This window comes from Virgibacillus subterraneus (assembly GCF_900110695.1).
GTDB classification, from domain to species: Bacteria; Bacillota; Bacilli; order Bacillales; family Amphibacillaceae; genus Lentibacillus; species Lentibacillus subterraneus.
Map to the genome: position 1 here is coordinate 24896 of NZ_FOEH01000009.1, position 13494 is coordinate 38389.

General features: G+C 37.6%; 13 protein-coding genes. All 13 read right to left on the reverse strand.

The window, feature by feature from the left end; genetic code table 11:
* Positions 1 to 77: 77 nt before the first annotated feature.
* A complete protein-coding gene (gene mfd, locus BMY13_RS17960; protein WP_092506304.1) occupies positions 78 to 3602 on the reverse strand; it encodes a transcription-repair coupling factor in 3525 nt (1174 codons plus the stop codon).
* 142 nt (positions 3603 to 3744) lie between these two features.
* Positions 3745 to 3975 (reverse strand): anti-sigma-F factor Fin, encoded by a 231-nt coding sequence (gene fin / locus BMY13_RS17965; protein WP_092490945.1) that lies wholly within the window; start codon positions 3973 to 3975, stop codon positions 3745 to 3747.
* Between the two features lie 76 nt (positions 3976 to 4051).
* Positions 4052 to 4612, reverse strand: coding sequence for an aminoacyl-tRNA hydrolase (gene pth / locus BMY13_RS17970; protein WP_092490946.1), 561 nt, complete (start codon positions 4610 to 4612; stop codon positions 4052 to 4054).
* 124 nt (positions 4613 to 4736) lie between these two features.
* Positions 4737 to 5366 carry a 50S ribosomal protein L25/general stress protein Ctc gene (locus BMY13_RS17975; protein WP_092506306.1) on the reverse strand — a complete coding sequence of 210 codons (630 nt, stop codon included), beginning with the start codon at positions 5364 to 5366 and terminating at the stop codon, positions 4737 to 4739.
* A gap of 199 nt (positions 5367 to 5565) precedes the next feature.
* Entirely contained in the window at positions 5566 to 6519 is a 954-nt protein-coding gene (locus BMY13_RS17980; RefSeq protein WP_092490948.1) for a ribose-phosphate diphosphokinase, read from the reverse strand.
* 14 nt (positions 6520 to 6533) lie between these two features.
* On the reverse strand, positions 6534 to 7913 hold the full coding sequence (glmU, locus tag BMY13_RS17985; RefSeq protein WP_092506308.1) for a bifunctional UDP-N-acetylglucosamine diphosphorylase/glucosamine-1-phosphate N-acetyltransferase GlmU: 1380 nt from the start codon (positions 7911 to 7913) through the stop codon (positions 6534 to 6536).
* Between the two features lie 708 nt (positions 7914 to 8621).
* On the reverse strand, positions 8622 to 8912 hold the full coding sequence (spoVG, locus tag BMY13_RS17990) for a septation regulator SpoVG (RefSeq protein WP_092506310.1): 291 nt from the start codon (positions 8910 to 8912) through the stop codon (positions 8622 to 8624).
* A gap of 301 nt (positions 8913 to 9213) precedes the next feature.
* The gene (purR, locus tag BMY13_RS17995; protein WP_092490951.1) at positions 9214 to 10026 is read right to left on the reverse strand and encodes a pur operon repressor; all 813 of its coding nucleotides are present in this window, start codon (positions 10024 to 10026) and stop codon (positions 9214 to 9216) included.
* Between the two features lie 66 nt (positions 10027 to 10092).
* Positions 10093 to 10950: a 4-(cytidine 5'-diphospho)-2-C-methyl-D-erythritol kinase gene (ispE, locus tag BMY13_RS18000; RefSeq protein ID WP_092506312.1), complete on the reverse strand. Its 858-nt coding sequence runs from the start codon at positions 10948 to 10950 to the stop codon at positions 10093 to 10095.
* Between the two features lie 238 nt (positions 10951 to 11188).
* Positions 11189 to 11371 (reverse strand): small, acid-soluble spore protein, alpha/beta type, encoded by a 183-nt coding sequence (locus tag BMY13_RS18005; protein ID WP_092506314.1) that lies wholly within the window; start codon positions 11369 to 11371, stop codon positions 11189 to 11191.
* Between the two features lie 105 nt (positions 11372 to 11476).
* Positions 11477 to 11833, reverse strand: a complete 357-nt coding sequence (locus BMY13_RS18010; RefSeq protein ID WP_092506317.1) for an SCP2 sterol-binding domain-containing protein — start codon at positions 11831 to 11833, stop codon at positions 11477 to 11479.
* A gap of 46 nt (positions 11834 to 11879) precedes the next feature.
* Positions 11880 to 12140 carry a biofilm formation stimulator Veg gene (gene veg / locus BMY13_RS18015; RefSeq protein ID WP_092490955.1) on the reverse strand — a complete coding sequence of 87 codons (261 nt, stop codon included), beginning with the start codon at positions 12138 to 12140 and terminating at the stop codon, positions 11880 to 11882.
* A gap of 304 nt (positions 12141 to 12444) precedes the next feature.
* Positions 12445 to 13317 carry a sporulation peptidase YabG gene (yabG, locus tag BMY13_RS18020; protein ID WP_092506319.1) on the reverse strand — a complete coding sequence of 291 codons (873 nt, stop codon included), beginning with the start codon at positions 13315 to 13317 and terminating at the stop codon, positions 12445 to 12447.
* Positions 13318 to 13494 lie beyond the last annotated feature (177 nt).

Below are 13494 nucleotides of genomic sequence, written 5' to 3' on the forward strand. Positions count from 1 at the left end.
TCAATGTGAAAAAAACACCAGTTGTGCCTATAGTATAAATCAACTTCTAAGAACTATACATCATACAGTGGGATTTTCTAATCTTCCCTATTGACCTCAGATAATTGTGTGATAAAGTTTTCGACTAATTCATAACGTTGGTGATGTGTATCACGTGTCCATTTGAATATCACCTTTAATTTACTTCCTTCCGTCCCAAGCTGGACGTCGCGACCGAAACTATTGGCAAGCTCGAATAATTTCGATCCATCAATCTGCTGACTGCGGTCATCATCTACAAGCAATTCAATTTTTTTATTCTTTTCACTTATCGTTTCGACTCGTTGTTGCTTCGCTAACCTTTTTAACGATGATACTACGAATAAATGCTCCACTTCTTCTGGATAATCACCAAATCGATCGATTAATTCATCTCGTAAATCTTCAATGTCATCCGATGAATCGATTGTTTGAAATTGTTTATACATTTCAATTTTTTGTTTTTCATCCTTGATATAGGTATCAGGAATATAAGCGTCAAGATTAAGTGTTAATTCTGGTTCAAATGCCTTAATATCATCGAGTTCTTTTCCATACTTACGTGCGTCAATTGCATCTTTCAGCATTTGGGAATACATATCAAATCCTACCGAATCAATAAAGCCGTGTTGTTGTGACCCTAATAAGTTCCCAGCACCACGTATTGACAAATCACGCATGGCGATTTTAAATCCAGAACCAAGCTCCGTAAACTCTTTAATCGCTTGCAAACGTTTTTCAGCAATTTCAGTAAGTACCTTATCCTTCTGGTAGGTGAAATATGCATATGCTACTCGGTTTGACCTGCCTACACGTCCTCTAAGCTGATACAATTGGCTCAAGCCCATTCGATCAGCATCATTAACAATTAATGTATTAACATTTGGAATATCAACACCTGTCTCAATAATTGTAGTACTAACAAGTACATCATACTCGCCTTCCAAAAAAGCAAATATAACATTTTCCAACTCTGTCTCATTCATTTGGCCATGAGCAACAGCTATTCTTGCATCATCAACAAGCATACCAAGGTCACGCGCTACACTATCAATATTTTCGACACGATTATAGAGGAAAAATACTTGTCCGCCTCGTGACATTTCCCGTTCAATTGCCTCTCGAATGAAAATTGGATTATATTCCATTACATACGTCTGGATCGGAAAACGATTTTCCGGTGGTGTTTCAATTACAGATAAATCACGGACTCCAAGCATCGACATGTGAAGTGTTCTTGGAATCGGTGTTGCTGTTAATGTAAGTACATCAACATTTGTTTTAAGTTCTTTAATTTTTTCTTTATGTTTTACACCAAAGCGCTGTTCTTCATCAACAACGAGCAGTCCTAACTCACGAAATTGTACATCTTTTGATAGTAATCGGTGTGTTCCGATTACAATGTCGACTAACCCTTTTCGAAGCCCGTCCATTGTTTCCTTCTGTTGTTTTTTCGTTCGAAATCTACTTAATATACCGATATTTACCGCATGATCTAAGAACCGCTCACTAATGGTTTCAAAATGTTGCTGCGCCAATATTGTCGTTGGAACTAAGATAGCCACTTGTTTTCCATCCGCCACCGCTTTGAAGGCTGCACGAATGGCTACTTCCGTTTTCCCATAACCAACATCACCACAAAGCAGCCGATCCATTGGACGTTCTCTTTCCATATCATGCTTGATTTCTTCAATACACCTTATCTGATCTTCGGTTTCCTGGTATGCAAAGGAAGCTTCAAATTCTCGTTGCATTTCTGTATCTTCACTGAATGAATAACCCTTTCGTGCTTCACGTTCAGCATATAGCTTAATTAGGTCATCAGCGATATCTTCCACGGACGATTGTACTTTACGTTTTACTTTCGTCCATTCACTTCCACCTAGTTTATATAATCTCGGTTCCTTACCTTCTGAGCCAACGAATTTCTGTACTAAATCTATCTGATCAATCGGAACGAAGAGTTTATCATCACCAGAGTATTTAATCAGCATATAATCCTTATGCATGTCACTAACCTCAAGTGTTTCGATACCTAAATACTTTCCAATTCCATGGTTAGCATGAACAACATAGTCTCCAACTTTCAACTCCTGATAGTCCTTAATACGTTCAGCATTAGAGATCTTTTGCTTCTTACGTGTACGTTTCATTTTCTTTTTAAATAATTCATTTTCCGTAATTAACACCAATTTGTGCATCGGCATTTCAATACCACTGCTGATATTACCAACAGCTATCGTTGGTTTAGTAACAGGAAGCTCCAGCTTACTTGAAACAACTGAATCAATATCATAGTCTAAAAAAATGGAATGAATTTTTTCAGCCCTTTTTTCGTTTGGCGCCAAAACGACAACAGAAAAATCACCTTTTTCCCAACGTTTTAATTCATTCTGAAACAAATTCATTTGCCCATGAAACTCCTGCATAGCTCGAGAGGACAAATTTATAATATTTTGCGGTTGTGTATTCGGTATATGCCGTAAAAAAACCGACATATAAAGACGCTGTTGCGTCATGTTTTCCCATACCGTATGCCAGTCAAAGGAAAACCTACTACCTCGCACCATTTTGTTCGTCTCTAATAGGTTGCTGTACCATTCTGCTTCCTCTGAATCCAAATGTGTTGCTGTTTCTTGGATTCTGCTCATTTCATCCATAATTACCATACCGTCTGCAGGTAAATAATCTAACAAACTAGCAGGATTATTATACAGAAAGCCAATATATTTATACATTTCCTGGAATCGTTCAAGATTCTTTAATCGTTCAATATCGTGTTCCATTACTTCAATCAGGGTTTCTTTCGCTTCCGGTTTTTTTAATTTCTTCAGCGATTCCGATAGCGCCCTTTCTACACGTTGTGCTCCCGTTACCATATCTTGTTCACTTAACAGAAGCTCAGTAGCGGGGCCAATTGTTATTTCCTTCTTTTTTTCCAAGGACCGCTGTGAGTCCACATCAAAAAAACGTATGGAGTCTATTTCGTCGTCAAATAACTCAATACGGACTGGGTTCAATTCCGTTACAGGATATATATCTATAATACCGCCTCGGCGACTGAATTCTCCAGGTGCTGTGACCATAGTTGTCCGTTCATATCCCATATCTACCAAAGATGATAGGTATTTTTCAACATCAATATCCTCGCCAAAGGTAAAACGTAACTGATAATCACGCCAATAACTTGCTGGCGGCAAAATACGTTTTAAGGCAGCTACCGGAGCAATTAAAATACCTGATTTTTTCTGTGACCACTCAGTCAACGCATCTATTCGCTGGCTTCTTAATTCAGGACTGGCAACAGCAATCTCTGATGCAATCAATTCATTGACAGGATACAAATGTATTTGTTCATCACCCATAAACTCTGCCAAATCATCATACAACTGCTGCGCTTGTACAAGTTGATGTGTGATAAGTAAGACTGGTTTATGTAATGATTCATTAATAATAGATACAAGTAAACTTCTTGCAGAACCTGACAACCCCGCAACAAGCTGTTCTTTCATCCCTCCAGAAATTCCGTTAATTATTGATTCAACATCTTCTTTTGAACGTAGATAATCATTAATCCCTTTCATTTTTCCCCACCTGCTTAAGTGCAAAAATGCCTTGGCTAGCGTTGAGTTGTATCGCATAGCAACTAGTAGTATTTCTTTCCTGTACTTACATTGCTAAGCGATCACTAACGTTTATGAAATAACCAAAGCTATCTTGCGTATGTTATTGTATGAAATAGTCTAACTCATGATACTGTGGATGGCTGCCAAGCGATTCTTCACAGTTTTCACAAATGGTTTGAATATGAACATCACCATTATTCTGATAGTGAATCATTTCTTGTTTATCCTCAGTTGATAATTTATTCCATCCCAGCATCGACGTATCTATTACTTGCTGATTTAATTTACCAATTTCATGTCCACAATGTCTGCATTTATAGACAATAGACATACAAAAAACCTCCTCGAATAAACATGGGGTACAATAAAGTTTATCCGAAAAGCATCTTTTTATACTATATGTGGTTTTAATTATTAAATTCATTCATTACTTCAGAAAACGACTTTTCTAACCATGCTTCACATGCGTCTGCTGCTTTTTGAATACCGGAATCAACCGCTTCATGTTTTTCTTTTGGAAATGATCCAAGTACATAATCAACTACTTGCATTTGACCTGAAGGACGTCCAATACCAATTCTAAGCCGTTTAAATTCTTTGGTACCTAAATGTTCAATAGTGGAACGAATTCCATTATGACCGCCGTGACTGCCTTTTTGACGTAACCGGATTTTACCTGTTGGAAGGTCGAGGTCATCATAAATCACAAGAACATCATCAACAGCAATATTATAAAAGTCAATTAACGGACGAATAGATCCACCCGAGAGGTTCATATATGTTTGTGGCTGCAGGAGAATAACTTTTTCATTTCCAAGAAACTCAACCGTTGATTTTCCATTGAACTTGTCCTTCTTTAGTTTCCAATTGTGGCGATCCACTAATTCATCAATTACCATAAATCCAATATTATGGCGTGTTTTTTTAAATTTTCTTCCTGGATTTCCTAACCCAACGATACATTTCATTTTGCTACTTCCTTTATGGACTAGTTTATCTAACTTTTTATATTGTACTGTCTTTATGTCAGAAAATAAAGCAAAACCCTCCTATACAGAATAGGAGGGTTCATATGCTTATAGTCAAAATTATTTACTCTTCTTCATCGTCCTTCGCACCAACTAGTTCAGGTTCAGCATTTTCATCTGCTTCCTCTTCAGTTTCATCCAGTGTATCTGGTGGTACTACCGTTGCAACAGTGGTATCTGCATCTTCTAGAAATTCATATTTACTTGCTTTTGGTAAATCGGCAATTGCAATCGTATCACCGATTCCAAGTTCTGAAACATCAACAGAGATTTGCTCTGGAATATCTGCTGGTTTCGCTCTTACCTGTAATTCAAACAATGGCTGCTGCAGGACACCGCCTTCTTTAGCGCCATATGCCTCGCCCTCGAGATTTAATGGTACTTCTACGTCCATTTCTTCAGCCATATTCACGATATAGAAATCAGCATGAATTAATTCATCTTTAATTGAATCCATTTGATATTCGTGCAGCATTACATCTTCGGCTTTATCACCCTCAATTTCAAGTGAAATTATTGCGTTTCTGCCTTCGTCACGAACAGTTTTTACTAAGTCAATGCTATTTACAGCAATCGCTTTAGCTTCCTTATCTTTCCCGTATACAACAGATGGAACATCTCCACTTTCACGGATTTGTTTTGTTGCAGATTTTGAATGATCTTCCCGTTTTGTTGCTTTTAGTTTTACTGCCATGTTTATCACCCTCCATTATTTAAAAACTTGGTACTTGACCAAGTTTATATGGCAAAAATCTTTCCTAGCAACTAAAGCTTACCATTAGGTAGTGATAAGCCCAAGTTTGCTAATCATCTCTTACTATTAAAACATAATTTTAGTAATAGACAAAATTTCTACGCATTTTTTATTCCCGTATTTTTATCATCTTAAACGTTTAATCGAATAGAATACTTACTGATTGCAATTCATGTATACGAATAATTGCTTCACCAATTAACGGTGCAACCGACAATTCGGTAATTTTTTCACTTTGTTTATCTTCAGGAAGTGGAATTGAGTTCGTAATAATCAGTTCCTTTATTTTCGAATTATCAATTCGCTCAATCGCTGGGCCTGATAAAACAGGATGTGTACAGCAGGCGTAAACTTCTTTAGCACCATTTTCAATTAATGCATTTGCTGCCAATGTAATTGTACCTGCAGTATCGATAATATCATCTATAAGAATAGCTGTCTTGCCTTCAATATTACCAACGATATTCATAACTTCTGCAACATTTGGACGAGGACGCCGTTTATCGATTATACCAATTGGTGCTTTTAAGCGATCGGCCATTTTTCGTGCACGTGTTACACCACCATGATCGGGTGAGACGATAACTAAGTCCTCAAAACTTTTCGTTTCAAAGTAATTAGATAAAATTGGCACACCTTGCAAGTGATCGATCGGAACATTAAAGAAACCCTGAATTTGTGGTGCATGTAAATCAAGTGTAATTACACGACTAGCGCCAGCTGTCTCAAGCAAATCAGCTACAAGCTTAGCAGCAATTGGTTCTCTTGACCTTGCTTTACGGTCTTGTCTAGCATAACCGTAGTATGGCATAACAATATTAATTGATCTTGCTGAAGCTCGTTTTAGTGCATCAATCATAATTAATAGCTCCATAATGTGTGTGTTAACTGGAGCACAAGTTGATTGAACGACATACACATCACACCCGCGAATACTTTCCTCAATATTAATTTGAATTTCACCATCGCTAAAAGCAGAAACCGTACACTCACCTAATGTTGTACCAATATGGCTAGCGATGTCCTCAGCTAATTGACGATTTGAATTCAGTGAAAAGACTTTCAAAGACCGATCCTTGTAGCTAGATGCCATGAGATAACCCTCCGTTAGTTTTTATTTCTGTTTTTTATCCTTGATGCATAGCCTTCTTTATTCGTTTGTCTTGCACGTGCAACAGATAATGAATCTTCAGGCACATCCTTCGTAATCGTTGATCCTGCAGCAACATAAGAACCTTTCCCTACTGTAACTGGGGCAATAAGATTGGAATTGCAGCCAATAAAGGAATCATCTTCAATTGTGGTTAAATATTTATTTTTCCCATCATAGTTAACCGTAATCGTTCCACAACCGATATTTACATTACTTCCAACTTCTGCGTCACCAATGTAACTTAAGTGGGAAACTTTACTTTTATCTCCGATGACTGTCTTTTTCACTTCAACAAAGTTCCCGATTTTTGCGTCATCACCGATTGATGCTTCTGGTCGGATATGAGCATATGGTCCAATTTGTACACGACTACCTATTTTACTATCTTTGGCAACGCTTTGTTTGACAATACTTGCTTCACCAACAGAACAATCGATAATTTCACTATGCGGACCTATTTCAGCATCGGTTCTTATAATCGATTTACCCTTTATAAGCGATCCAGGATGTATCAAGACATCCTGTTCAATTGTAACATCTGGACTTATATATGTGTTATCAGGGTCTAAAATTGTAACCCCATTTCGCATATGTTTTTCATTGATACGCTTCTTCATTGTTGCTTCGGCCTTAGCTAATGCTACACGGTCATTAACACCAAGTGTTTCTTCAAAATCTGGTGTGATTGAAGCACTAACCTTCTCGTCCTGACTTCGCAAAATTTCAATTACATCCGGCAAATAATATTCACCTTGCACATTATCATTTGAAACTTTTTGCAGAGCCTGAAATAGTGCCTTGTTATCAAAACAGTATGTACCCGTATTGATTTCATCAACTAACAGTTCCTGATCATCTGCATCTTTGTGTTCAACAATCCGCTCTACTTCATTATTTTCATTACGAATAACCCTACCGTAACCTGTAGGGTTTAGAACTTTTGTTGTTAAAATTGTCGCCTTAGCACCTTCTCGTTCATGGTGATCAAAGAGCGCCCGGTATGTTGTGCTTGTAATTAATGGAGTATCTCCACACACTACAATAGTTGTTCCCTCTTTATCTTTTAATAATTCCTCTGCCTGTAATACTGCATGTCCAGTTCCTAATTGTTCTTCCTGAATGACAAACTTGCTTTGGTCTCCAATATGATCAGACACCTCTTCAGCACCATGACCCACAATCGTAACCATTTCATCCAGCTGTACAGCATTTAATTGTCCTATTACATGCTGCAGCATTGGACGGCCTAATACAGGATGAAGTACTTTATATAGTTTTGACTTCATTCTTGTGCCTTGTCCAGCTGCAAGAATGATAGCATAACGGTTCACCATGAAGAATCCTCCATTCTAATTATCCATTATGAATATATCTCAAAAAAGAGATGATTTCAACAGATACAAGCGGATGGAGATTAATAATTTTTGGAAAAAGCACTGTAAAAAAATACTTGAGTGCTACGACACCGCTTCGGAAATACACTTCGCGCACCTTAGGGCAACGCTTCAGCTTCCTCGGAAGCAAAAACCACTTCCTGCGGGATCTTCAGCTGTTGCTGCGACCAACAGGACGTTCTAGTACCGGCGTTGGTCACAGGACGTGACCTTTTTTAGCCGGTGCCCCACAGGAGTCTCCGTGTATCTCCTACGCTGGATTACGTACACTATATCCTGGAAGTTAACAAATGTATATTGTGATGGATTAAAATAAGACATTTAAATCTTCAGAGAGGATTTATGCTTTCTTAACTGCCAAGAAACTCGCAGTTCTTTTTTATTCTAGGTATGGAAAAATACGCGACAGATGTCGCAATGATACCGAAGCGGTGAGAACGAAGTATTCTGACTGAACGATTCAAAGAACTCAACTATCATTAGAATAAGAGAAAACAACATTAATGAAATTTTTCACCGTGAAGCAGTTTATATCATCTGCAAGGGTTAAATTTACGAAAAGAGCCTTAGAAATACACTCCGTCATATTTAATTACAAAAAAAGAAGGCTAACCTGGTTGCAGATTAGACCTCTCGTTGATCATGTTATTAGGAAGCGCCAGCTTCTTCATATCGCACTTCTTCTTCACCAGCACGACGGTATTCTTCTAGTACCGCATCCTGTATTTTTGCACGAGTATTGGAATTAATGGGATGCGCAATATCCCTGAATTCACCGTCAGGAGTACGTTTGGATGGCATAGCTACAAATAATCCATTATTCCCATCGATGACACGGATATCATGGACAACAAACTCCTGATCCAAAGTAATCGATGCAATTGCTCGCATTCTTCCCTCTGTGTTAACGCGGCGTAATCTTACGTCAGTTACTTCCATGATGTTTCACCACCTTTTCCCTTTTGAACTTATTATCAATAATTCAACAAAACAATGAGAATTCCTGCTTATTTTTAAAAAAAATTTAAAAAGACTAAAAAAGCTTAAAAAAGCTTAAGAAAACTTGGCATACGTTAAAGGAATTCTTATGAAAGCGTATTGTTGCTTTCTCAGAATCCCTTATACTTTGGAGTTCAATCCTTTAGGCAAAATGCCTTAGTTGCACTTATGCAGTAGGAAATTTTTTATACTTTTTAAACTGCAAAAAAAAATCTTTCATAAATTGAAAGATTTTTTTGATTCAGGCATGCAGATTACCAGGCAAAACCTCAATATTTTTCTGTTTAATATCTACATTGGTGATTTTAACTAATGAAGTATAATTTTCTACTACTCGTTCATCTTCTTCATCATCCGCTTCTGCCAGAACACCAATAGCTTTTACATTTGCATTAAATTCATCTAATAGGCTTGTCATCCCTGTAATTGTGCCACCGGCTTTCATAAAGTCGTCAATAATACAAACATTGGCATTATCCTGTAAACTTCGCTTAGGGAGCACCATCGTCTGAATCTTGCGGGATGATCCGGAAACATAATTAATGCTTACAGAAGACCCTTCTGTTACTTTTGGATCCCTTCTGACAATTACAACAGGTACATTCAGAAAAGATGCTACTGCATACGCAAGCGGAATTCCTTTCGTTGCAACTGTTACCACAACATTAATTTCCATGTCTGAGAAGGCTGAAGCGAGAACTCGCCCTATTTGCTTAACCATGTTTGGATCACCTAAAATATCACTCATATATAAGTAGCCACCAGGAAGTATTCTCCCAGGGTCCTCCAACGTATTACAGAGATCCTGTATAAATTGCTTGCTGTTTTCCCTTGAAAGGTTTGGAATATACCTGACACCACCTGAGGCACCAGGAAGAGTTTGCAAATGACCTATTCCTTCCTCCCGCATCACACGGTCAACAATTACCAAATCCTCACTTATTGATGATTTGGCTGCATTATATTTAGTAGAAAAAAAGGGTAATGACGTATGTTTCTTAGGATTTTCAAAAAAATAATTTGTTAATGAGACTAATCGATCACTTCTTTTCATAAACACACCTCTAAAACCGAATAATTATTATTAAATATATCATTATTATACGTATTTAATCAAGTCTTAACGACGATCAAGAAGTTGAACAATATAGACCTCATCACAAAATCCCCTTAAGCCGTTATAGATACGTTTTGCTTTACTATAGTGCTCGACAAGCCCAGCAACAGTTGGACCACTTCCGCTCATCAAGACGCCAGATGCTCCGGCCTGTACCATTCTTTCCTTAATATGTTGTACATTCGGACATAACGAAAATGTCACAGTTTCCAATGCATTACCAATATTCGCACATAAATTGGAGAAGTTTTTTTCTTCCAAAGCACGAATGATTTCATTTGTATCTGGATGCATAATTTCATCTATATTTATTTTTTGAAAGATACTCCGCGTGGAAATTCCAATATTCGGCTTTGCTAGTATAACGAAACAAGGCGGTGGTGCGGCTAATTCACGAATTTTTTCACCATGACCGGTACCAAGTGCAGTAGTACTATAAATACAAAATGGTACATCAGACCCGATACTTGCTCCTAGCTCCGCTAATTCTTCTAAAGATGCACCAACAGACCACATACGATTCAGTCCACGCAGTACAGCAGCAGCGTCACTGCTCCCACCACCAAGACCAGCCGAAACGGGAATATTCTTTTCTATTTCAATTCTAACGCCGTAATTTATCTGGTATTTATTTTTAAAAGCAAGTGCTGCTTTATAAGCAAGATTCCGCTCATCATTTGGAACATACTGATTATCAGCGGATACCTCAATCATATCCCCGTAAACGGAATATAATTCAACACGATCAGCTAAATCTACAGCTGTCATTATCATTTCAACCTCATGGTAACCATCGTCACGTTTGCCAAGGACGTCAAGCGATAAATTTATTTTGGCTGGCGCTCTTTCAAATAAAACCATCTCCGTCACCCACTTTATAAAATTAACCAAATTGTATCATAAAATTAAAAGCGAAGGCGACTGGTTTGGGTGACATGCATAAGCAAAAAAACCGTAGAACAGATGGTTTTGCGTTCGAAGTGTCTATTTGCTTCTATCTCGAACCCAAGGAGCCAGCCTGGATACAAAAACACGAGAAGACTGTACTGTGAGGTATGGAATGCGTTCAATACTAGTGTACAAAAATGGCAAACCCCTTTTAGGGTCTGCCATTTTGATTCATATTTTGCTCGGCCATTTCCAATGCACGTTTCACCATATTCCCGGCATCTCTTGACTTTATGCCGCCCCATCCTTCTTGTTTTACTGTGTCGTAAAAGCCTAACTCTTTGGCAATTTCTTCTTTCAATTGGTCCGACATCATTCCACCACGTCTAGCCATGAAAGAACATCCCCTTTCGTATAAGAGTTCCTTCCTACGACATTTGTAGCTTATGTATATATCTGCAACATACTCCCGTTATATGTATACAAAAAAGGAAATATTTTAGCTTTCTAATTGGTATTGCTTCAGTATAGCTTCTAATTTTAATGCCAAACTTATATTACCATCAATTTTAAGTTTTCCGGTCATGAAAGCTGTCGTGCTATTTAAATTGCCGAGCAAAAATTTTTTGAAATGTTTTACTTTCATCTTCAAGATACAGTCCGGGTCTTTTTCATTTGTATAATAAATCATTGCTACTCCGTTTTTAAATTCTAATTGGTAATGCCCATCTTCCTCATCTATTAAATGAAACTGATAAACTGCATTCACATCTTCATAAGGAGCTTTGTTGGCTTGCAACAGCTGATCAATCAAGTCCCAGACCTCTTTAACCGGTGACTTTTCCAATGATTCCATCTATGCTCCCCCTTTTTGGATAAAAATATAAGCAGTAAACTTGGGTTTACTGCTCTACCATTAACGCTCTCTCTTCATTAAAGTTTAATTCTACTGTTTCTGTTAACACGTCTGCATAGCTGTATGAAACACGTTCGAATGAATTTTCATCTTGGTCTAATTCAACAATGAAAACAGAAGGATATGTTTCCGCCAAAATGCCGCATCGTTCAATTGTTTTTCTTCTACCACCATTGGCTTTGAGTTTTAATCGCTTACCAATTTGGCATTCAAGACCTTGCTTAATTTCTATTAATGTTTTAGCCACTATACTCCACCTCACTATTGTTATAATATCACAAGCTTGTATAATCGTCAAATAAAACATAACATTATAACAGTATGTTATTTTCTATGTCAACAAGTAAATTCAGCTTCTTAACCTATTATTTCAAAATGTTAACAAATTATGTATTAAATTTTGTTACATATCATAGCTTGAAGTAGCGGAATTCTTATGAAAACGTATCGAACCCTTATACTTTAGAATGAAATCCCTAGTTGTACTTATGAGCAAGAAAGAGTATTTATACATACTGCCAAGAATGAAGCTGAGGTCTCCTCCATCAGCTTCATTCTTCGGATTCATCGTTCGCAATATAAGGCATTCCCGTTCTGAGGAGTCCTCTAGTTTCCACTCCACCCATACCTTTTTCACCAGTTAATGTGTTGCGCAACGCATCCCATACACTCACTTTTTCCATAAATGGGGTATAAGCAATTTTCGCTGCAATATAGACTGGATCCAAGGCATGAATATTTATACGTGATGGGGAACTTGCAAAGTTTGCTCCCGCTCTAATCAGTGATTCAAAGTGGGATTGGCAAGCACCTGCGAATATAACAAGCTGATCTAAATGTGGTGTTTTCTGCCGTGCCGCACGAACCGTTTCGGCAAAATATTTTGAATGACGATAGGCGCGAAGGTCGTTTTTTAGTCCTTTATTCTTGGAAAAGGCATCATGACCTGTAATGACAATGATATTGGGCTGAATTTTTTCCACTAATCCCCCAATTTCAAATGGCATCTCTTTTTCATTAACGTAAACTCCGTGAACCTGTAAACCCATCCGGTTATATAAATCGATACACTTTCTTAAATAGGTTCGATCTCCATCTATATGCAGTACTTTTGCAGGTAATTGAAAAAAACTGGATGTGTTCTGATACCCATCACTTGATTGATAATCACGTTTTTCTTTCATTAACTGATAGTCCTGCCTAAATAGTCGGTAGGAAAATTCCTCCTGTTCCTTTTCTTTCTGCTTCCTTTTTTGTAGATCTCTTTCCTGGACATGCGTTAAATCGTCCAAAGAAGCATCTGCAATAAGGCGAATATCTTCGCCATGAACAACCGCAGTTTCCTCTGACAACGATGCAATTCGAAATAACAAATCATGTTTATGTGATATACGTGTTACTAATTCCCCTATTGAAAAGCTCATAAAGCCACCTCACAGCCTTCATTCGGATGAAAGCATTCCTATCATAGACTATGAAAATAAGGGCTCTTCTGTGCCATTTTAGAAAACTTCTCATTCGTTAAAGGAATTCTTATGTAAGTGTATTTTACTTTCTTTGAACCAGTACCCCTTATACTTTGAGTGCAATCCTTAATTGAT